This window comes from Pseudomonas sp. GCEP-101, from assembly GCF_025133575.1.
Taxonomy (GTDB): Bacteria; Pseudomonadota; Gammaproteobacteria; order Pseudomonadales; family Pseudomonadaceae; genus Pseudomonas; species Pseudomonas nitroreducens_B.
The window spans coordinates 3126464-3146270 of the sequence record NZ_CP104011.1; the positions used below are offsets into that span (position 1 = coordinate 3126464).

General features: G+C 67.2%; 19 protein-coding genes. 10 read left to right on the forward strand and 9 right to left on the reverse strand.

Annotated elements, in window-relative coordinates; genetic code table 11:
• Positions 1–329: 329 nt before the first annotated feature.
• The 5 genes from N0B71_RS14300 to N0B71_RS14320 form a co-directional block, all read right to left on the reverse strand.
• A complete protein-coding gene (locus N0B71_RS14300; RefSeq protein WP_259753228.1) occupies positions 330–1049 on the reverse strand; it encodes a fimbrial biogenesis chaperone in 720 nt (239 codons plus the stop codon).
• Positions 1039–2391, reverse strand: coding sequence for a fimbrial protein (locus tag N0B71_RS14305; protein ID WP_259753229.1), 1353 nt, complete (start codon positions 2389–2391; stop codon positions 1039–1041). Before N0B71_RS14305 ends, N0B71_RS14300 begins: the two co-directional genes overlap by 11 nt.
• Positions 2388–4976 (reverse strand): fimbria/pilus outer membrane usher protein, encoded by a 2589-nt coding sequence (locus N0B71_RS14310; protein WP_259753230.1) that lies wholly within the window; start codon positions 4974–4976, stop codon positions 2388–2390. The genes N0B71_RS14305 and N0B71_RS14310 overlap by 4 nt, the downstream gene beginning before the upstream one ends.
• The gene (locus N0B71_RS14315) at positions 4960–5712 is read right to left on the reverse strand and encodes a fimbrial biogenesis chaperone (protein ID WP_259753231.1); all 753 of its coding nucleotides are present in this window, start codon (positions 5710–5712) and stop codon (positions 4960–4962) included. The genes N0B71_RS14310 and N0B71_RS14315 overlap by 17 nt, the downstream gene beginning before the upstream one ends.
• Before the next feature lie 98 nt (positions 5713–5810).
• A complete protein-coding gene (locus N0B71_RS14320; protein WP_259753232.1) occupies positions 5811–6356 on the reverse strand; it encodes a fimbrial protein in 546 nt (181 codons plus the stop codon).
• A gap of 234 nt (positions 6357–6590) precedes the next feature.
• Between N0B71_RS14320 and N0B71_RS14325 the strand changes: the two genes are divergently transcribed.
• From N0B71_RS14325 to N0B71_RS14350, 6 genes are all read left to right on the forward strand, one after another.
• Positions 6591–6959 (forward strand): YciI family protein, encoded by a 369-nt coding sequence (locus tag N0B71_RS14325; protein WP_259753233.1) that lies wholly within the window; start codon positions 6591–6593, stop codon positions 6957–6959.
• Positions 6960–6998: 39 nt separating this feature from the next.
• A complete protein-coding gene (locus N0B71_RS14330; RefSeq protein WP_259753234.1) occupies positions 6999–7529 on the forward strand; it encodes an SRPBCC family protein in 531 nt (176 codons plus the stop codon).
• A gap of 29 nt (positions 7530–7558) precedes the next feature.
• Positions 7559–7711 (forward strand): hypothetical protein, encoded by a 153-nt coding sequence (locus N0B71_RS14335; RefSeq protein ID WP_259753235.1) that lies wholly within the window; start codon positions 7559–7561, stop codon positions 7709–7711.
• Complete coding sequence (locus N0B71_RS14340) at positions 7708–8490, forward strand: DUF899 domain-containing protein (RefSeq protein ID WP_259753236.1); 783 nt, start codon at positions 7708–7710, stop codon at positions 8488–8490. Before N0B71_RS14335 ends, N0B71_RS14340 begins: the two co-directional genes overlap by 4 nt.
• 22 nt (positions 8491–8512) lie before the next feature.
• The gene (locus tag N0B71_RS14345; protein WP_259753237.1) at positions 8513–8950 is read left to right on the forward strand and encodes a YybH family protein; all 438 of its coding nucleotides are present in this window, start codon (positions 8513–8515) and stop codon (positions 8948–8950) included.
• Between the two features lie 301 nt (positions 8951–9251).
• The gene (locus N0B71_RS14350) at positions 9252–10505 is read left to right on the forward strand and encodes an RNA polymerase sigma factor (protein ID WP_259753238.1); all 1254 of its coding nucleotides are present in this window, start codon (positions 9252–9254) and stop codon (positions 10503–10505) included.
• Positions 10506–10541: 36 nt separating this feature from the next.
• On the opposite strand, the gene N0B71_RS14355 is transcribed toward N0B71_RS14350, so the two are convergent.
• The 4 genes from N0B71_RS14355 to N0B71_RS14370 form a co-directional block, all read right to left on the reverse strand.
• On the reverse strand, positions 10542–11315 hold the full coding sequence (locus N0B71_RS14355; protein WP_259753239.1) for an SDR family NAD(P)-dependent oxidoreductase: 774 nt from the start codon (positions 11313–11315) through the stop codon (positions 10542–10544).
• A 380-nt stretch (positions 11316–11695) separates the two neighbouring features.
• The gene (locus N0B71_RS14360; protein ID WP_259753240.1) at positions 11696–12499 is read right to left on the reverse strand and encodes a gamma-glutamyl-gamma-aminobutyrate hydrolase family protein; all 804 of its coding nucleotides are present in this window, start codon (positions 12497–12499) and stop codon (positions 11696–11698) included.
• Positions 12500–12893: 394 nt separating this feature from the next.
• Positions 12894–14564 carry a sensor domain-containing diguanylate cyclase gene (locus N0B71_RS14365; protein WP_259753241.1) on the reverse strand — a complete coding sequence of 557 codons (1671 nt, stop codon included), beginning with the start codon at positions 14562–14564 and terminating at the stop codon, positions 12894–12896.
• 495 nt (positions 14565–15059) lie between these two features.
• A complete protein-coding gene (locus N0B71_RS14370) occupies positions 15060–16388 on the reverse strand; it encodes an OprD family porin (protein WP_259753242.1) in 1329 nt (442 codons plus the stop codon).
• Between the two features lie 451 nt (positions 16389–16839).
• Here N0B71_RS14370 and N0B71_RS14375 point away from each other — a divergent pair, with 451 nt between their 5' ends.
• From N0B71_RS14375 to N0B71_RS14390, 4 genes are all read left to right on the forward strand, one after another.
• Positions 16840–17217 (forward strand): RidA family protein, encoded by a 378-nt coding sequence (locus tag N0B71_RS14375; protein WP_259753243.1) that lies wholly within the window; start codon positions 16840–16842, stop codon positions 17215–17217.
• A 392-nt stretch (positions 17218–17609) separates the two neighbouring features.
• A complete protein-coding gene (locus N0B71_RS14380) occupies positions 17610–18128 on the forward strand; it encodes an HvfA family oxazolone/thioamide-modified RiPP metallophore (RefSeq protein ID WP_259753244.1) in 519 nt (172 codons plus the stop codon).
• Positions 18129–18189: 61 nt separating this feature from the next.
• Complete coding sequence (locus tag N0B71_RS14385) at positions 18190–19035, forward strand: HvfB family MNIO-type RiPP peptide maturase (RefSeq protein ID WP_259753245.1); 846 nt, start codon at positions 18190–18192, stop codon at positions 19033–19035.
• Positions 19028–19801, forward strand: a complete 774-nt coding sequence (locus N0B71_RS14390) for an HvfC family RiPP maturation protein (protein WP_259753246.1) — start codon at positions 19028–19030, stop codon at positions 19799–19801. The genes N0B71_RS14385 and N0B71_RS14390 overlap by 8 nt, the downstream gene beginning before the upstream one ends.
• Positions 19802–19807 lie beyond the last annotated feature (6 nt).

The following is a 19807-nucleotide window of genomic DNA, read 5'->3' on the forward strand; positions in this document are numbered from 1 at the left end:
CGGACCTTGTCCGCGAAGTCCCACCGCCACGCGAGGGGAGGGACAAGGTCCGCGTACGTCAACTCCTGCGTCGTGGCTTGCCCTCTCCCTAACCCTCTCCCTGAAGGGAGAGGGGACTGGTTCGGAGCAGGATGAGCGTCAGCCGGCACAGGCGGCTCCCTCTCCCTTCGGAGCGGGGTGCGTAGCAGGGTTAGGGAAGTTCCCGGCGCGGACGTTCGGAGAAAGACATTGAGCAGAACCGCCCGAAACCGAGCGCCCTTGTAGGAGCGGGCCATGCCCGCGATCGCGCGCAGGGCGCGCTCCTACAGGGGAATACTGCGCGTCAATCCTCAGCGCAGCGGCGAGCGCCCCGGCTGGCTGTTGCCGCCGTCGTCGATCCACAGGTAACGCACCTCGCCGCCGCTGGCCGGCAGGGCCCGGGTGGGGGTGAGGGTGCGTTGGGAAAACGGCGGCAGCAGTTCGCCCGGTAGCGGCGAACCCGCCTCACCCTGGCCTACGTCGGCGCCGGCCAGGGTGATGAAGTAGGCGGTGGGGTTCTCCACCTGCACCTGCTCGCCAGCCCGGCGGAACACCAGGCGGCGCGGCGCCTCTTCGGCGTCGTTCACCAGGCTGCGCGGCCGATGGATGACCTTCATCTGCGTGCGCAGGGTCACGGTCAGGCGCGCTTGCCCGTCGGCCAGCGCCTCGCCAGGCTGCGGCGGAATTTCGTAGAGGTTGAGCCAGTACAGCGATTCGCGGTCGGTGGGCAGCGGCTCGCCGGTGTAGAGCAGGCGTAGGCTGCGCTGCTGGCCGGGGTCCAGGCGGAACACCGGCGGCAGCGGCATGATCGGCGCCTGGGCGGTCTGCGGCGCGGCCTCGAGGTCGCCGTCGTCGACCCAGGTCTGCACGATGACCGGGTAGTGGTTCTGGTTCACCAGCGCCAGCGAGGCTTCGCGCTGGCCTTCGGTGACGATCACCCGCGTGCGCTCGGCGGTGACCCCGGCATAGGCATTCGCGCCGACCAGCACGGCCAGGCCGAGCAGCGCGGCGCGCAGCGACCTACTGCACACGGATCACCACCTGCGCCGTGGCTTCCACGCGGCCGGGAGTGACCGTTGGCATGCTGCCGAGGCTGAGCTTTTCCAAGCGCGCGCGGAAGGTTTCGGTGTACTGGGTGATGCCGCTGACCTCGCCGGACTTGTTCGAGGCGTTGCCGATCGCCGGGTACCAGCCACGGGCTTCGGCGTTGCTGCCGTTGGCCGAATCCTCGTTGGCCAGCAGGTTCATCGGGCTGCCGTCGCGCAGCAGGCGGATGCCCACGCCCTGGGCCATGCCGGGCTGGCCATAGCGGTCGGAAACCAGGTAGGACAATCCGCCGTTGGCATTCACCAGGCCCAGGCCCGAGGAGGCGGCCAGTGCGCCGGCGGACACCTTGATACCCAGCGCCGTGCCATTGGCGGCGGTGCTGTTGATCACCCCGCTCTGGCATTTGAAATCGACCTGGAAGGGCATCTCGCGGCTGGCGCCGGCGTTGATCTCGCCGATGGAGATCGACGGGAACACCACGTGGGGCGTGACGTTGGTGACAGCGCAGGTGGGGTAGCGCTTGAGCGTGACCTTGTTGTACAGGCCGATGGCGCCTGGCCAGTTGTAATGCCAGCCCGGGTAGTTGCCGATATGGCTCTGGCCGACGGTGGGGTAGGCCAGGCCGGGGCCCTTGATGGCGATGTAGCCGGCCGGCTGGGTGTAGAGATAGGCCTGGGAGGCGATGGTCGCCGAGTAGTAGCGGGTGGCCTCGAGCGGCGCGCGGAACAGCTCGGCGCGCACCGCGCTGAGGTTCTTGGCCTTGACCAGCTGATAGCCGCGCGAGTCGATGTCCAGGCCGGTCAGCTGGCGTTCGCGCCAGATGTCGGTGAAGTACTCGCCGGTTTCCACGTGGGTCAGGCGCAGCAGGACGTTGGGCCAGGCGGTGCGGTAGGCCGACTGAAGCCCGATGGAGTTGCCCACGCTGTCGCCGCCGTTGTAGTAGCCGCTGTAGAGGTTGTCGGCGTTGCTGGAGAACATCTCGTAGACCGCGTCTTCCGGCGCGCAGCGGAAGAACACCCGCTCCGGATCATGGCCGGCGGTGGCGCCGTACTGGGTGAAAGGCGCCACCGAGCTGGCGATCACGCTGCCGTCGGGCTGGAAGCTGGCATCGCTGACGTTGATCACGCTGGGCAGGCCGAGAGAGCCGTTGCAGGTATCGCAGGCGCCATCGCCGGGCCAGGCGCCGGCCACGCCTTCGCCGGGGCGGATCGCCGTATTGGAGGTGGTGGTGGCGCTGCCCACGCTGGTGACCTTGTAGCAGGTGGCCCAGGCGCTTGGCGCCAGCAGCAGGGCGAGCAGCGGCAGGCTGCGCAGGATGGGGTTCATGAGGCCTCCGGTGTGCAGGTGCCTTGCAGGCGGACCAGTACCTGGTCGAGCTTGGCGTCCTTGAGGTCGTAGGGCAGCAGGCAGGCGTCTTCCGGGCGCTCGCCCCACTGCACGCGCAGCCGGCCTTTCTCGCCTTCGGCGCGGGCGTAGACCTGGCCACCCTGGCCGACCATGCCGATGTTCACACCCTTGCCGTCGAACACGTCGGCGCCCAGCGGCAGCGGCTGGCCATCGGCGAGTTGCGCCTGGATCAGCAGCGGATGGCCGGTGAGGGTCTTGAACTCGACGCGCACGGCGGCGCCGGCGTAAGGGGCGATCTTGCGTTCGGTCTCCACCAGCTCGGCGTTCTCGTCGATGCCTTGCGGGTCGAGGCTGATGGGGTTGTAGCGGTAGGGCGAGAGCGACGGCACCACGGCATAGCCGTTGCCGTCCACCCGCGCGCCCTGGCCGCCGCGCACGCCGGCGCCGCTGGCGCCCTTGGCTTCCACCAGGGCGAAGGTGTCGCCGACATAGGGGCCCAGGGTCAGGCCGCCGCTGTGCAGCACGGCGGCGCCGCGCATGCCGGCGTTGACCTGGCGATAGCTGGAGCTTTCGGCATAGCCGGCATTGAGCGTGGCGACGGCGGTCTGCTTCTGCACGCTGCCGTTGAAGTCGGTGCCCTGGCCTTCGCTGTCGCGGCCGGCAGAGAGCGCGTAGCTCAGGCTGCGTTCTTCGCCCAGGGTGCCGTTGAGGCCGGTCTGGTAGGTACTGCCGCTGCTGTCGCCGGAGCGTCGCGAGGCCATGGCGCTGAGGTTCGGTGCGCGGCTGGTGGAGCCCAGTGGCATCGACAGGCTCAGGGTCAGGGTGTTGTTGCGGTTGCTGCCGTGCTGCAGGTTGTACTGCGGCGGTTGCGACGGGTCGTAGTCGTCGTTGACGTCGCGGTACCAGGTGGTCTGCTGGCGCGAGTAGGCGAGGTTGTAGCTGAGCTGCCGCCAGGTGTTCGAGTAGCCGACCTGGAGCTGGGTATCGCGGCTCTTGCCGTCGTAGTAATCGGCGGTGGAGCCGGACAGGTAGAGGTTGCCGTACTGCCCCAGGCCCTGGTTGACCAGCAGGGTGAACTGGTTGCGCTGCTTGTAGCTGCTCGAGTCCCAGCTGTCGCCGTGGTCGCTGGCGTCGCGGGCGGAGAGCGCATCGCCGAGGTCGCGGTAGCCCTCGGTGGAGTAACGGTAGCCGGCCAGGGTCAGGGTGGTCTGGGTCGGCTGGAAGGTCCGGCTGTAGTTCAGCCCGACGCGCCAGCCCTGCTTGCGCTGGTCGTTTTCCACGGTGGCGCTGGAGAAGGTGGTGTTCACGCCGAAGGCGCCATAGGGCGTGGCCAGCACGCCACCGCCGAGCACGGCCAGGTAGTCCTCGGCGACGCGGGTGCCGAGGTTGGCGGTGAGGGCGTTGGTCAGGCCGCGCTGGTAGGTCAGGTCGCCGAACAGGTCGTTGCCGTCGCCATACTGGCGCGCTTGCCCGACCGTGGCGCTGTAGCGCGACAGGCCCGGGCGCATGGACTCGGGGACGGCGGAGAAGGGCACGGAGAAGCGCGAGACGCTGCCATCGGCTTCGATCACCTGCACGTCCAGGTCGCCGTCGTAGGCGGTGCCGTAGAGGTCGTCGATGACGAAGGGGCCGGGCGCCACGGTGGCTTCGTGGATCTTCCGGCCGTTCTGGCTGATCACCACGCGCGCATTGGTGTTCGCGGTGCCACGCACCTGGGGCGCGTACTGGCGCTGCGAGTCGGGCAGCATGCGGTCGTCGCTGGCCAGGCGCACGCCCCGGTAGCCCATGCTGCCGAACAGGTTGCCCTCGGTGTAGCTGTCGCCCAGGGTCAGTTCGCTGCGCAGGCCCGGCACCGCCCGCTGGGCGTAGGTGCGGATGCTGTTCCAGTCGCTGCGGGTGTCCCCCGCGTAGCTGGAATAGGTGTAGTTGGACTGGTGGCGCAGGCGCCACAGGCCGAGGTTGAGGCCGCCGTTCAGGCCCAGGTAGCCGTAGTCCGAATCGCCGCTGCCGGAGCCTTCGAAGCTCGAACGGTAGAGGTTGGCGTCGTAGTTGACGAAGCCCATGGTGCTGCCGGCATCCCACTCGTCCGGGCTGACATAGCCGCGCGGCTTGATGTCGAGCCGCGCCTGGGGCACCGAGAGGTTCAGGCGCAGGCGAGCGGTGTCGAGGTTCCAGGTCGAATCCGGCAGGCGCTCGGTGAGCCGGTGGCAGATGCCCTGGTCGTCCTTGCCGGCGTTCGGGTCGGGACGCGCCCCCAGGCTCTGGCGCAGGAAGCGTTCGCTGAAGCAGGGCTCGGCGCGCTCGCCGTACTGGCGCATCTCCACTTCGGCGCGGGTGGCGTACTGGCCGTTGAGATAGAGGTCGACATGGTAGGTGCCAGGGTCCACCTGGTCGGCGCGGTTGAAGCGCTCCAGGCTGCCGCCGGCCAGCCCCGAACCCATCAGCAGGCTGTCGTCGAAGCGGTAATCCGCTTCGCCCTGGGCCAGACCGGCGACCACCATGGCAAGGCCGCCGAGAGCGAACGGCAGCAATGCTCGGGGGGGGCGTTCAACGCGGCAGATCATGGCGAAGTTCCACTCTTGCGCCGTAGTCGTTGATCAGCAGGGCGGACAGCCGCGGCGTGCCGGCGGGGAGTGCCGAGGGCTTTTCCGCCTGCCAGAGGGCCTGGCCCAGGGGGGCGATCATGCCCGCCTGCAGCGTCCACTGGCGCTCGCCGACGCTGAGCGTCGCGCTGCCGAAGGAGGCGTGGTAACCGGTGGGGTTTTCCACCTTTACGCTCCAGGTGCTGCCGCTCTGTACCAGGGAGAAGCGCAGCTTCTCCGACAACTGCTCCGGGCTGCCGGCGATACCGGCCGGGCGATAGAACAGCTTCAGGCGATTGCGCAGCATCAGCAGCATCTGGTTCTGCTCGGCCTTGGCGGCGTTGCGTGGCGGGATCTGCAGCACGTTGAGGTGGAACAGCGACTCGCGGTCCTGGGGCAGGCCGGAACCGGTGTAGAGGATGCGCAGGGTCTGGCCGCTGCCGGGTGCCATGCGCGACACCGACGGGTTGACCACGAAGGGCGCCTTGGCGGTGTCCGGCGTGGAGGCGGGATCGTTGACGTCGATCCAGGCCTGGATGACGTTGGCGAAGCCGTCCTTGTTGGTCAGTTGCACGGTCTTTTCCCGCGCATCGCCAGGGTAGATGACGCGGGTGCCGGTGATCACCACGCTGGCCTGGGCCAACGGGGCGCTGAAGGCTGCCAGCAGGGCGAGCACGAGCGTCGCCGCGCGCAGAGGGCGCAGTGGAAGGGCATTCATCCGGTTCACCTGTCCTGCCGGGGCGCTCGAGGGGCTGTTCCCCTGGGCGACGCGGCGCAATGCGAAAAAGCGGCACCGGGGGGCGGTGCCGCGGGGTATCACTCGTAGCGCAGGGTGTAGGTCACCGAGCCGAGTACCGGACCAGGCGTCACGGTGGTGGCTTCGGAGACGTACTGCACCGCGTAGTCGTAGCTGGCGCTGGTCTCACCGTCGGCGAGGACGATGTCGCCGGCGGCCACGGCCGCGCCGCCCGCCAGGTTCACCGGGTTGCCGGCCGGGGCGTCGAGCAGTTGCAGGGCGACGCCGGTGGCGCCGCTGGCGGCGGTGTTGGTCAGGTTGCCCGAAGCAGTGGCGTTGGTGGCCTGGAACAGGGTGGTGAAGTGCTCGGCGGCCCCGCTGGGCGCGGCGCAACCGGTCAGTTGCAGGGTGAAGCTGGTTTCACCGGTGGTCTGGCCGACGGAGCCGTTCAGGGCACTGACCGGCACGCTGTCGAGGATGACGGTCGGGTCGGTGTTGCCATCGACCACGGCCGAACAGGTCTGGTCGGTCACTTCACCGCTGAAGTTGATGGTGTTGGCGGCGAAAGCAAAGCCCGGCACAGCGAAAGCGGCTGCGACAGCCAGGGCGGTTGCGTGAAGTTTCATTCTCTTGAGCTCCATGGTCACGGGGGGTTTTCCCACGGCCATCTTCGCCACACCGCGCCCTGAAGGCTCTGAGACGAATCTGAAAGGGCCGGCGTGCCACGGATGAGCGCGGCCCCGGGCCGCTGGCCAGGCATTCGCCCGCGCCTGCGGAAAAAAATTTTCATCCCGCTGTCGATTCCCATCCGCGCGCTTCGACTAGGACGTAACAGCAAGCGCACTGTGCGGGAGACGAGCATGAAGTACCTCTGCCTGATCTATGTGGATGAGCAGCGCCTGGCGAGCCTGTCCGATGCGCAGTACCGGCGGTTGATGGACGAGTGCTTCGCCAACGACGAGTACCAGCGCCGGGCCGGGCGCGTGTTGGCCTCCGAGGCGCTGGAAACGGTGGCAACGGCCACGACGCTGCGGCATGGCGCCGCCGGCCTGTCGATCACCGATGGGCCCTTCGCCGAGACCCGCGAGTACCTGGGCGGCTTCGTGCTGATCGATGCCCGCGACCTCAACGAGGCACTGCAGATCGCCGAGCGGATCCCCAGTGGCCGTCTCGGCGCCGTGGAGGTCCGCCCGGTGCGCGACTGGGATCGATACTTCGCCGGGCGCTGAGGCCCGGCGCCTTGAAGAAAGCAACGTCAGGAGAATGGAATGCTCAAGTGGATAGCGGTGCTGGTGATAGTGGTCGTGGCGGTGGTGCTGGTGCTGGCGGCGAACCGGCCGGACACCTTTCGGGTGGAGCGCACGCTGCGCATCCAGGCGCCGCCGGAGAGAATCCAGGGCTATATCGAGGACTTCCACCGTTGGCCGCAATGGTCGCCCTTCGAGAAGCTCGACCCGCAGATGCAGCGCAGCTTTTCCGGCGCCGCGCAGGGCCCGGGCGCGGTATACGCCTGGGAAGGCAACGGCAAGGCAGGGGCAGGGCGCATGCAGATCCTCGAGAGCGACCCCGGTAGCCGCGTGACCATCGCCCTGGACTTCCTCAAGCCGTTCAGGGCCAGCAATACCGCCGAGTTCACCCTGGCGCCGCGTGACGGCGGCACCGACGTGACCTGGGCGATGTTCGGCCCGGTGCCCTTCGTGGCCAAGATCATGCACCTGTTCTTCGATGTGGACAGCATGGTCGGCAAGGACTTCGAAGCGGGCTTGGGCAACCTCAAGGCGCTGGCCGAGAAAGGCTGACGCGACCCACGATGCGAAGGAGGTGAGCCATGTGCCCCGTGTGCGTATCGACCCTGACGCTGGCGCTGACCAGCGTTCTTTCCGCCGGCGGCGTCAGTGCGTTCGCCGTCACCCGCCTGCGCGGCAAACGCCGCGCCCGGCCCCACCCGCAGGGGGAACGCCCCCAGGAGCGTGCGACATGACATTGGCCAACCAGGACTTCCCCCGCGTGGTTTCCCCGGCCGCCTGGCGGCAGGCGCGCCTTCGCCTGCTGGAGCAGGAAAAGGCCGCCACCCACGCTCGCGATTCGCTCAATGCCCAACGCCGCGAGCTGCCGGTGGTGCGCATCGACAAGGACTATCGCTTCGAAGGGCCGCACGGCCCGCTGCGCCTGCTCGACCTGTTCGAGGGGCGGCCGCAGCTGATCGTCTACCACTTCATGTTCCACCGCGACACCGGCCTGGGATGCGAAGGCTGCTCCTACCTGATCGACAACCTCGGCCGGCTGGAGCACCTGCACGCCCGCGGCACCACCTTCGCCATGGTCTCCCGCGCGCCGCTGGAGGAGATCGCGCCGTTTCGCGCGCGCATGGGCTGGCAGTTCCCCTGGTACTCGTCGTTCGGCAGCGACTTCAACTACGACTTCCACGTCAGCATCGACGAGTCCGTCGCCCCGGTGGAATACAACTATCGTGACAAGGCGGAGCTCGAGCGACTCGGCCAGGGCTACCACGTGCGCGGCGAGCAGCCGGGCATGAGCGTGTTCCTGCGCGACGGCGAGCAGGTCTACCACAGCTACTCGACCTATGGCCGCGGGCTGGAGGCGCCGCTGTTCACCTACCACCTGCTCGACCTCACCCCGCTGGGGCGTGGCGAAGGCTGGGGCGGGATGCCCGACTACCAGGGCAAGGGCATGAACTGGACGCGCTTCCACGACGAATACGACGACGCCCCGCAGCCGCGCAGCTGCTGCGGTTCCTGAACCTCGAACAGGAGCAAATCCCATGACTGGCGACAAGAATGCAGACCACGGCGAGCTGCACGCCGTGCTGGAAAGCTGGCTGAACGCCGTGCGGGCCTCGGACGTCGAGGGCATCACCAGCCATTACACCCGCGACATCCTCGCCTTCGACGCGGTGAAACAATTGCAGTTCAAGGGCGTCGAGGCCTACGCCAGCCATTGGCGCGACTGTACGCAGATGTGCCGGGAGCCAACCTTCGATATCCACCAGCTGAGCTTCGAAAGCGGCGGCGATACCGCGTTCGGGCATTACCTCGCCTACTGCGGCGGCACCGACGACAAGGGCCAGCACAATGCTTCCTGGGCACGCGTGACGGTCGGCCTGCGCCGCGAGGCCGGGCGCTGGAAGATCGCCCACGAGCACTTCTCCATCCCCTTCGACCCGGCGACGGGGCAGTTGCTGTTCGATGCCAAGCCGTAACCCGGTTGGCTTGCAGGAGTGCGCCATGCCCGCTCCTGCAAGAGCAAAGGCCCCTCACCCTAACCCTCTCCCGCAAGCGGAGAGGGGACCGTTCGGCGCAGGATGAAACCATGGCGTCAGCACAATCGGCCCCCTCTCCCTCTGGGAGAGGGCTGGGGTGAGGGCAACACCCCGCTCGGCCTTCCCGCCCCAACGCAACCCCCCGCAACGATCGCCCGTCGCATCCGTCCGACCATTTCCCACCCTGAAGGGAATCCGTGCAGGATAGGCAGACCTTACCCCGCCAAGGACGTCCGGCCCCATGCACGATTACGCTCCGCAGCCCCAGCGCGATGTGGTCGACGAGGTCTACCGCCGCGAATCGCGCCGGGTGCTGGCCACGCTGATCCGCCTGCTGGGCGATTTCGACCTGGCCGAGGAGGCGCTGCACGAAGCCTTCCTTGCCGCCGTGGATCAGTGGCGGCGCGACGGCGTGCCGGCCAACCCGCGTGCGTGGCTGGTCTCCGCCGGACGCTTCAAGGCCATCGACGGGTTGCGTCGCCGCTCGCGCTTCGATGCCTCGCTCGCGCAGATCGCCGAACAACTGGAGATCGACGCGCAATCGGTGGAGGAGCTGGCCGACGAAAGCGTCGAGGACGACCGCCTGCGGCTGATCTTCACCTGCTGCCACCCGGCGCTGCCGGCGGACTCGCAGGTGCCACTGACCCTGCGCGAAGTCTGCGACCTGAAGACCGAGGAAATCGCCCGCGCCTACCTCGCCACGCCGTCCACCATCGCCCAGCGCATCGTCCGCGCCAAGGCGAAGATCCGCGACGCGAAGATCCCCTACCAGGTGCCGGAAGCCGCCGAGTTGCCCGAGCGCCTGGCCAGCGTGCTGCGGGTCATCTACCTGGTGTTCAACGAAGGTTATTCGGCGTCGGCCGGCGACTCGCTGACCCGCACCGACCTGTCCGCCGAGGCCATCCGCCTGGGCCGGCAACTCCTCGAGCTGTTGCCCGAGGCCGAGGTCATGGGCCTGCTGGCGCTGATGCTGCTGCACGAGTCGCGGCGCGAGGCGCGCACCGCCGAGGATGGCGAACTGGTGCTGCTGGAGAACCAGGACCGCTCGCGCTGGAACCGTGCCCTGATCGACGAGGGCCAGCAACTGATCAATGCCGCGCTGGCCACCCGGCGCGTCGGCCCGTACACACTGCAGGCGGCGATTTCCGCCGTGCACGCCGCTGCGCCCGACATGGCCGGCACCGACTGGGCGGAGATCGTCGGTCTCTACGACCTGCTGCTGGCCATGCAGCCCTCGCCGGTGATCGCGCTCAACCGCGCCGTGGCCCTGGCCATGCGCGATGGCCCCGCAGCGGGGCTGGCGCAGGTGGACGCCATCCTTGCCGGCGGTGACCTGCAGGACTACCACCTGGCCCACGCCGCCCGCGCCGACTTCTGCCGGCGCCTGGAGCGCCGCGACGAGGCGCGGGAAGCTTATGCCCGCGCCCTGGCGCTGGCGAAGCTGGAGCCGGAGCGGCGCTTCCTGGAGCAGCGGCTGCGCGAACTGGAGCGCTGAGTGGCCGCGGGACATCCAGCGGCCAGGCGGTGTGCGCTACAGGCTGCTCACCAGGTGGCCGCCGTCCACGGCGAGCACCGCGCCGGTCATGAAGGCGCCGGCCTCGCTGGCCAGTAGCAGGAAGGGCCCTTCCAGTTCCTTCAGCTGGCCGAGGCGGCGCATCGGCACGGTGTCGCGGATGTAGGCCTGGCCCTTGTCGCTGTCGAAGAAGGCGTCGTTCATTTCCGTCTTGAAGTAGCCCGGCGCGATGGCGTTGACCCGCACGTTGAAGCGCGCCAGCTCCAGCGCCAGGGATTTGCTCAGCTGCACCACGCCGGCCTTGGCCGCGCAGTAGTGGCTGTAGCCGCCGCCCACGCGCAGGCCTAGGATCGAGGCGATGTTGACGATGCTGCCGCCGCGCCCGGCCCTGGCCAGGCGTTGCGCCGCGCACTGGGCGACGCGCCAGACGCCGTCGAGGTTGGTGGCGAGCATGGCGCGCCAGTCTTCTTCGCTGATGTCCAGGGCGCGCTGGCCGTTGCCGATGCCGGCGTTGTTGAGCACCACGTCGACCACGCCGAACTGTGCCTCGGCGCTGTCGAAGGCGGCTTCGACGCTGGCGCGGTCGGTCACGTCCAGCGCCACCGCGTGGGCCTGGCCGCCGTCGCCGCGGATGGCCTCAGCCAGTTGCGCCAGCCGCTCGGTACGCCGCGCCGCCAGCACCACACGGGCACCGGCAGCGGCGGCGACGCGCGCCAGGTGGGCGCCGATGCCGCTGGAGGCGCCGGTGACCAGCACGGTCTTGCCGGCGAGGGAGAAGAGGTCGTTGCTCATGGCTGCACCTTGTTCGTCAGAGCGAAATCGCTGGCCGCCAAGGGTAGCCCGAGGTGCTCTCAAGGGCGTGCAGGGTGCGCCATTCGCGCGACTGATGACGTGGAGCAGAGTGCTCGCAAGGTCTTCTGGAAATCGACCTTCCTCTACCCGGTAGCCTAGTGCTCGGGACCGGCCCTCACCCTAGCCCTCTCCCAGGGGGAGAGGGGACGCAGGATGAAACAGTGGCGTCAGCCGGCACGATCTGCCCCCTCTCCCTGAAGGAGAGGGCGGGGTGAGGGGACCCAAGCACGGTCTCCGTGGGGAAGACGATGGCTTCTGTAACGCCGCGGAAAAGAAAAAGCCCGGCGCAGGGCCGGGCTTTTCATGACGCGGGAAGCGAATCAGGCAGCGAGTGCGCGGGCCTGCTTCTTCTTCACCTGCGCGCGGCAGGCATCGCCGAACGCCTGGAAGATCTTCACCGAGTCGGGGTTCTTCGCGGCTTGCCACTCCGGGTGCCATTGCACCGCGAAGAGGAAGGGCGAGAGCGTCGGTGCGTGGATCGCCTCGACCAGGCCGTCTTCGGCGTGGGCGATGGCTTCGATGCCCTTGCCCAGGTTCTTCAGGCCCTGGCCGTGCAGCGAGTTGACGCGGATCTCGTCACCTAGCAGCTGCTGCAGCCAGCTGCCCTGGACCGGGCGAACGCCGTGGGCCGGGCTGTACTGAACGTCGACCGGGTCGTCGGGATTCTCGCGATGGTCGTTGAAGCCGGGCTCGGCGTAGACCTTCTGGTAGATATCGCCGCCCAGGGCCACGTTGATTTCCTGCATGCCGCGGCAGATGCCGAAGATCGGCAGGCCACGGGCAATGGCGGCCTTGATCAGCGGGATGTCGAAGTTGTCGCGGTCCTTGTCCTGGCCCTTGCCGGGAGTCTGGTTCTCCTGGCCGTAGAGGGTCGGATCGATGTTGCTGCCGGCGCCGGTCAGGTACACGCCGTCGGCCATGTCCAGGTACTGCTCGAGGTCTTCGATGCCGCAGCAGGTCGGTACCAGTACCGGCACGCAATCGGACTGTTCGACCAGGGGCACGATGTATTTGTGGGTCATGACCTGATAGTCGTGGCCTTTGCGCTCTTGGCTGCCCATGGACATCAGTACGACGGGTTTACGGAGGGTCTGTTTCTTGTTGCCAATGTTGCTGTTGGACATATGTCACCTTTGGACGGGCTGCAGCCCATCGTTTTTGTGCAGGCGCGCAGCGAAAAGGCGCGCTACCTGAGGCTTCGAGCACTGCCGGGAGCGCACAGAAGGCGAAGTTTCCCGGTCGAAACCTGCCTACCAGCCTGCCAGAGCCGTTAAATATGTCAAACGAATTCGACGCGGGGCGTCAAAAATAATGGCCGAAATCCTGCGGCGGGATATTTCTATCTGACTGTTTTTAAAGGGTTTTTATTAATTTCCCGGCGCTCTGAAAAGTCCATTATTTAAAACGCACGGTCATAATGGTGAAAAATTCCGCACACTTTTTCACGCCGCCTGTGCAGGATCGGCAACGCCCGCGCAGGCGGCACGCTCTGCCGCGCGGGTTTGCCACGAGGGGCGATCAGAAGCACTCGATGCGGTTGCGGCCGTTCTGCTTGGCGCGGTAGAGGGCGGTGTCGCTGCGCGACAGCGCGGCTTCGGCGGAGGTGTCGTGCGCTTCCAGCGCGGCGATGCCGATGCTGATGCTCAGCGGTATGCGCTGGCCACCCTGCATCAGCGGCAGTTCCTGCAGCTGTTGTTGCAGGCGCTGGGCGAATATCTGCGCGGCGGCGACGTCGGCGTCGCCCAGCACCACGGCGAATTCCTCGCCGCCCATGCGTCCGGCGAAATCCACGCGACGGATGTCGCGCCCGAGGATGCAGGCGAAATGGCGCAGGGCCTCGTCGCCCACGGCGTGCCCCCAACGGTCGTTGATGGCCTTGAAGTGGTCGATGTCGCACATCAGGATCGCCGCGTGACGCGTCGTCGAGCGTTGCACGCGGCCCAGTTCGGCCTCGATCAGGCGCATGAAGTGGCCACGATTGGGCAGCTGGGTGAGGAAGTCGGTGGTGGCCAGCACCTGCAGTTCGGCTTCGATGCGCTTGCGTTCGGTAATGTCGGTGATGAAGCCGTGCCAGATCAGGCTGCCGTCGGGCAGCCGCTTGGGGTGCGCGTTGCCCTGGCGCCAGAGGATGCCGCGCCCGGCGATCTGCACGCGGTATTCGTGCCGCCAGGGTTGCATCTGGGCGGCGGAGGTTTCCAGCGAGGCAAGGCAGGCTGGCAGGTCCTCGGGGTGGATCAGGTCGCGCAGGAACACCGAGTTCTGCTGCATCTGTTCGGCCGGCACGCCGTAGATGTCCATCACCCCCGCGCTGACGTAGGGGAAGGAGCCGGTGCCGTCGGGCTGGCGGCGGAACTGGAAGACCATGCCGGGGATTTCGTTGGTCAGGTCGGTGAGCAGTTCGACGCTCTCGCGCAGCTTTTCGGCCATGCTGCGCAGGGCGGTGATGTCGGTGGTGGTGCCGAGCATGCGCAGGGCATTGCCGGCGGCATCGCGCTCGACCACCTTGCCGCGGCTGCAGACCCAGATGTAGTGGCCGTCCTTGTGGCGCAGGCGGTGTTCCACCTCGTAGGCCTCGGTGCGGCCCTCGAAGTGCTCGCGCATGGTGTTCTGCACATAGTCGAGGTCATCCGGGTGTACCCGGGTGTAGGCGTCCTCGATGCGGCTGCCGATTTCATCCTCGCTGTAGCCCAGCAGGGATTTCCAGGCGCTGGAGTAGTGGATCTCGCCGGTGGGCACATGCCGGTCCCAGATGCCGGTGCCGCTGCCGTCCACCGCCAGGGCCATGCGCCGCGCGCTTTCCTTGTGCGGTGAGCGGGCGCGGTCGAGCAGGGCCTCGCCCAGTTCCAGCACATCGCGCAGCAAGTTCTGCTGCTCCTGGCTGAGCACGTTGTCGCCATTGCCCAGCAGCAGCAACCGTGCCTGGGGAAAGCCTTCCGGGTCGCGCAGGACCCGGCTCGCCAGCAGGTTCAGCCGTTGCCCCTGATGGCTCAGCGGGCTGGTGGCGGCATTGAGTGACAGCAGGGTGGCGAGGGAAAGCGCACCGGCGCCGTCGAGGCCGAGTTGGCCGAGCAACTGGCCGTGCATATCGATAAGCAGCACGGCGCAATCCCCACCGGCGTGGCGGGCTAGCCGCAGCAGGCCCTCGTATCGCTCGTATTCCTTTACCCCGGGATTACTGGAAGTTCGCATCCGATAGCAGCTTCTCGACGGAGGATAGGCACGATTCTGCGTGATGGTCGGCACCGGACATGCGGCGAGCCGACGCAGTGGCTTTATGAAATCACGGCGGATGAGCGGCCACAATCTCCGCCTGCGACACGGACGACGAACGTGCGTATCTGCCGGGTTGCAGCTGGCGGGCGGGCGGGTGCATGCGCAGTGGCCGATTCGGGCACCGGATAGGGATGACAAATGCCGGACATAAAAAAAGCCGCTCCATGGGAGCGGCTCGGAAGGACGTCGAAGGAGCAATCACAATATCAACGTCAGGAGGTGTCTTCCGCCGGAAAAGTGCGGAAGCGGGAAGATGGAGTTGATTCTAGAAAGTTGTCTGCGCGGGATAAACCGTTAATCCGGGAAGAGACTTTCTGCACGGGCGTAATAATCTCGCCAGAACGCGGGGCAAACATTCAGATGAATCCGAAAGTTGCCCCGGTCGAATGAGCGAATAGTTTCCGCGCTGAATTACAGGATCGACAGCGGGTACTCGACGATCAGGCGCAGTTCGTTGTTGTCGGCTTCACCCTGGTCGCCATTGGAGCGGTGGAACGCCTGGCGCATACGGAACGACAGGTCCTTCGCCGGGCCCTCCTGGACGACGTACTTGGCCTCCAGGTCGGTCTCGTGGTGCTTGCCATCCTCGCCGTACAGGCCGACGTACTGGCCGTTCGGGTCGGCGTGGGTGCCGTCGATGTTGTCGCCCTTGATGTAGCGGGCCATGAAGCTCAGGCCGGGCACGCCGTAGGTATCCATCGCCAGGTCGTAACGGGCCTGCCAGGAGCGCTCGCCCGGGCCGTTGAAGTCGGAGTACTGCACGGAGTTGGCGAGGAAGATGGAGTCGCCGCCCGCGCCGGCACCGTTGTCGCCGAAGCCGACGTAGTCGAACGGGGTGTCGCCGTTGACCTTCTGGAAGGCCAGGGTGAAGGTGTGCGCCTGCAGGAAGGAGTAGGCGGCGGCCAGCGACCAGGTGGTGTTGCTGATCTTGCCGGCCTTGGCCTGGCCATGGTCGCGGGTGTTGTAGATATTGAAGTCGAAGCCCAGCGACTGGTCGCTGGTCATCGGCAGCAACCAGTTCACGTTGCCGTAGTACTGGCGCCAGATGTCCTCGAACTCGGAGCCGTACAGCGACACGTTGAGGTGGTCGGTGATGGCGTACTTGCCGCCGACGTAGTCCACGCTGTCGGCCTCGACGTTGGCGTAGGTGGCGTACAGGCCGCCGTCATGGCTGGTGGTGATCGGGCTGGTGCCCGCGGTGAAGTGGCCGGCTTCCACGTCCAGCCCGTCGATTTCGCTGCTCAGCAGGTTGAAGCCCGAGGCGGTCTGCGGGATCAGGCGCGAACCGCCGGCCGCGAAGACCGGCGCTACCGGCTGCATGTCACCGAATTTCAGCTCGGTCTTGGAGAGGCGCACTTTCAGCGCGGCGCCCGCCTTGCCGTAGTCGTCCTCGGGGTCGCCATGGTTGTCCACCGGCAGGTTGCCGGTGCCGGTGCGCCCGCCGCCGGCGTCGAGCTTGATACCCAGGTAGCCGAAGGCATCGACGCCAAAGCCGACGGTGCCCTGGGTGTAGCCGGAGGAGAAGTTCGCCAGGAAGCCCTGGGTCCAGTCGCGGTTGTCGTCGCGGCCGTTCTTGCCGTCGTGGTCGTAGTAGTAGTTGCGCAGCAGGATGTCGAACTTGGCGTCCTCGGCGAAGCCCTTGGCGTCGGCCTGGCTGGTGACGAAGGGTTCGGCGCTGGCGAACTGGCTGGCGGCGGCGGAAACAGCGAGCATGATGACGCTGCGTTTGAGGTGCTTCATGGATATTGCCCCTAGAGTCTTGGAGGGCCGGCTCGATGAGATGCGTGAGAACCGGACATTTTTATAGGCAGGCACAATGAACCCGAACATGGATTGACCACGACGGAAATCGCAGGAAGTTGCGTTGGCATTGTTGCTATGAACTTTTACCCGTCCGCTCCAGACCGGTAAAAGCCAGCGCCCATAATGCCGAACGAGTGCCCGATTTAAATGACGGAATATGAAAAGGTCTATGTCTCAAAGTGTAATAATCCCTCGCTGAAGTTCAGTGGGGATAGTGCGCGCTCATGGACTGGAAGTATTGACTGACGACAATACTCGCGGGCCCGCGCAAGGAGCTCCAAGAATATCGATGGGCATGGCGGCCGGCGCTGCGATGACGCTAAGCTGCGCGCCCCGGTCGCCGCACGATGCGGCGATGTGTCCCCCATCGATTGCAGAGATTTGTCCCATGATGCCTACCTTCATTCCCGACGCGGACCCCGAATCCATCTCCTCCGACGTCGCCGGCTTCGGCGGCCTGCTGGTGTCCACGCAGATCCCCACCCGCGAGGACGGCAGCCTGGAACTGGGCGACATCACCGCCCAGAGCGAAGCCACCCTGCGCAGCCTGCAAGTGGCTCTGGAAAAGGCCGGCAGCGGCCTGGACCACGTGCTGCACCTGACCATCTACCTCACCAGCATGGCCGAGCGCGCCGCGTTCAACGAGGTGTACTGCCGCTTCTTCGCCAAGCCTTACCCGGTGCGCGCCGCCGTGGGGATCGCCGAGCTGGCGGTCGAGGGCATGAAGGTCGAAGTCACCGCCATCGCGGCCAAGCGCGCGGGCTGATTCCCCGTCGTCGCTCGATCGGGCCGCTTTGCGGCCCTTTCTTTTTTTCTCCCTTGCATGGTGACGCCGCGGGTTCGCGAGCACCCTCGCTCCTACGAAGAGCAACGCGGATCTGTAGAGCGAGGCAGACGCCCAGCCCTTGCTCGCGAACCGCTCCCCTCCGATCCCGCCGCCCGAATGTATTGCTGTGTATCTGCCACTCCCTGCGCCGGTACACGCATACAAAAGCCTCCAGCCGCCGATACGCCCGCGATACATCGCCCAGGCGAAATAGCCCTACCCGAACGACACGGCGCCTGGGCAGGGCAACCCCTCCAGCGCAGCGTCCCCAGGGATTCGCCCTTGCGGCATGACCCCGGCGCAGCCCGCGCCACAGCATCTGGAGAAGCACCATGACCCGTACCTCGAAGACTCAACTGGGCCTGCTCGCTGTCGCCCTGGCCGGTAGCCTGAACCTGGCATCCTCCGCCTTCGCTGTCGAAGCCCTGCCCCAGGGCTACCAACTGGCCTCTGCCGCCAAGGCGGGCGAAGGCAAATGTGGCGAGGGCAAGTGCGGCGCCAACCAGACCAAGGCCAAGGCCAGCCAGGGCGAAGGCAAGTGTGGCGAAGGCAAATGCGGCGCCGACGGTGCCCAGGCCAAGGCCAGCGGTGCGGAAGGCAAGTGCGGTGAAGGCAAATGTGGCGATGCCTCCTTCGCCCGTACCGACGCCGACCACGACGGCCGTGTCTCCCGCGCCGAACTGCTGGCCGTGGCGCCCAAGGCCAATGCCGAGTTCGATGCCATCGACGCCAACCACGACGGCTACCTCTCCGAGGCTGAGGTCTACCAGTTCCGCAAGCACCAGTTCGATTCCAACGGCAAACCCTTCCCGTCCGACCTGTACAGCAAGCTGAGCCAGGCCAGGAACTGAGCCGAGCCGACCACCTCCCCGCGCCGCCGGCCGGGGAGGGCACTTCGCCAAGGAGACCGCCATGAGCACCACCGCACCCCTACAGGGGGCAGGCCTGGGCCTGCGCCGCGCCCTGCTGCCCGACCTGCTGACCCTGGACGACCGCGCCGTGGACTTCCTCGAAGTCGCCCCGGACAACTGGATCGGCGTGGGCGGCACCTACGGCGAAGGGTTGGCCCGCCTGGCCGAGCGCTTCCCGCTGTCCTGCCATGGCCTGTCGCTGTCCCTCGGTGGCCCGGAGCCGCTGGACCACGTGTTCCTCGGCCGCATCCGCGAGTTCCTCGACCAGCACCAGGTGCCGCTGTTCAGCGAACACCTGAGCTACTGCTCCGACGAAGGCCACCTCTACGACCTGATTCCCATGCCCTTCACCGACGAGGCCGTGCGCCACATCGCCGGGCGCATCCGCGAAGTGCAGGACGCCCTCGGCCGCCGTATCGCGGTGGAGAACATCTCCTACTACGCCGCGCCCTACCAGGCGCTGAGCGAAATCGACTTCCTCCGCGCCGTGCTCGGCGAGGCCGACTGCGACCTGCTGCTGGACGTCAACAACCTCTACGTCAATGCCCACAACCACGGCTACGACGCCGCCGATTTCCTGGCCCGCGTGCCGGCCGAGCGCGTCGTCTGCCTGCATGTCGCCGGGCACTACGACGAAGCGCCGGACCTGAAGATCGATACCCATGGCGCCGAGGTGAAGGACGACGTCTGGAGCCTGCTGGCCAGCGCCTACCAGTACCTGGGCACGGTGCCGACCCTGCTCGAGCGTGATTTCAACCTGCCGCCGCTGGCCGAACTGCTCGGCGAAGTGAACACCATCCGCCGCCTGCAAGCCGCCGCGCGCCGGCCGGAGGTGCGCCATGGCTGAGACCCTGCGCGACCAGCAACTGCGCATGACCCGCTACATCCGTGACCCGCAGGCCAACGAGCCGCCGCCCGGCATCGAGGCGCGGCGCCTGGCGGTGTACCGGCAATTGTTCTTCGGCAACCTGCAGTCGCTACTCGCCGGCAACTTCCCGGTGCTGCACGCCAGCCTGGCGCGCGAGCACTGGCAGGCGCTGACCGAGGACTTCTACGCGGCCTTCCGCTGCCAGACGCCGCTGTTCACCGAGGTTGCCGGCGAGTTCGTCGAATATCTGGAGGGGCGCACCGATCAGCCCGGCTGGGTGGCGGAACTGGCGCACTACGAGTTCATCGAGACGGCGCTGCTGCTCAGCGACAACGCCGAGCCACCCCATGATCCGCACGGTGACCTGCTCGACGGCGTGCCGCTGCTTTCCAGCCTTGCCGTGCCGCTGGCCTACGCCTGGCCGGTCAGCCATATCGGCCCCGAGCACCTCCCGTCGCAGGCGCCGGCCGAGCCGACATTGCTGCTGGCGCGCCGGGATACCGACCTGAAGGTGTACTTCTCGCGTCTGGCACCGCTGGCCCATGCGCTGCTGGTGTCGCTGCAACAGTGGCAGCTCACCGGGCGCCAACACCTCACGGCGCTGGCGGAAATTGCCGGCGTCGAAGCGGCCGCCATCGAAGCGCAGGGCATCGCCCTGCTGCGCAGCCTGAAAGAACAGGGCGTGGTGCTCGGCACCCGCCCCAACTGCACCACCCCCCGTCGTCCCCTCTTGCACCGCCCCTGAAGGAGA

Coding starts and splice junctions, on each gene's coding strand:
- N0B71_RS14355 (WP_259753239.1), bottom strand. CDS start 11,315: ATGAGCAACGACCTCTTCTCCCTCGCCGGCAAGACCGTGCTGGTCACC.
- N0B71_RS14330 (WP_259753234.1), top strand. CDS start 6,999: ATGCTCAAGTGGATAGCGGTGCTGGTGATAGTGGTCGTGGCGGTGGTG.
- N0B71_RS14335 (WP_259753235.1), top strand. CDS start 7,559: ATGTGCCCCGTGTGCGTATCGACCCTGACGCTGGCGCTGACCAGCGTT.
- N0B71_RS14310 (WP_259753230.1), bottom strand. CDS start 4,976: ATGATCTGCCGCGTTGAACGCCCCCCCCGAGCATTGCTGCCGTTCGCT.
- N0B71_RS14305 (WP_259753229.1), bottom strand. CDS start 2,391: ATGAACCCCATCCTGCGCAGCCTGCCGCTGCTCGCCCTGCTGCTGGCG.
- N0B71_RS14385 (WP_259753245.1), top strand. CDS start 18,190: ATGAGCACCACCGCACCCCTACAGGGGGCAGGCCTGGGCCTGCGCCGC.
- N0B71_RS14340 (WP_259753236.1), top strand. CDS start 7,708: ATGACATTGGCCAACCAGGACTTCCCCCGCGTGGTTTCCCCGGCCGCC.
- N0B71_RS14315 (WP_259753231.1), bottom strand. CDS start 5,712: ATGAATGCCCTTCCACTGCGCCCTCTGCGCGCGGCGACGCTCGTGCTC.
- N0B71_RS14380 (WP_259753244.1), top strand. CDS start 17,610: ATGACCCGTACCTCGAAGACTCAACTGGGCCTGCTCGCTGTCGCCCTG.
- N0B71_RS14325 (WP_259753233.1), top strand. CDS start 6,591: ATGAAGTACCTCTGCCTGATCTATGTGGATGAGCAGCGCCTGGCGAGC.
- N0B71_RS14375 (WP_259753243.1), top strand. CDS start 16,840: ATGATGCCTACCTTCATTCCCGACGCGGACCCCGAATCCATCTCCTCC.
- N0B71_RS14320 (WP_259753232.1), bottom strand. CDS start 6,356: ATGAAACTTCACGCAACCGCCCTGGCTGTCGCAGCCGCTTTCGCTGTG.
- N0B71_RS14365 (WP_259753241.1), bottom strand. CDS start 14,564: ATGCGAACTTCCAGTAATCCCGGGGTAAAGGAATACGAGCGATACGAG.
- N0B71_RS14390 (WP_259753246.1), top strand. CDS start 19,028: ATGGCTGAGACCCTGCGCGACCAGCAACTGCGCATGACCCGCTACATC.
- N0B71_RS14370 (WP_259753242.1), bottom strand. CDS start 16,388: ATGAAGCACCTCAAACGCAGCGTCATCATGCTCGCTGTTTCCGCCGCC.
- N0B71_RS14360 (WP_259753240.1), bottom strand. CDS start 12,499: ATGTCCAACAGCAACATTGGCAACAAGAAACAGACCCTCCGTAAACCC.
- N0B71_RS14350 (WP_259753238.1), top strand. CDS start 9,252: ATGCACGATTACGCTCCGCAGCCCCAGCGCGATGTGGTCGACGAGGTC.
- N0B71_RS14345 (WP_259753237.1), top strand. CDS start 8,513: ATGACTGGCGACAAGAATGCAGACCACGGCGAGCTGCACGCCGTGCTG.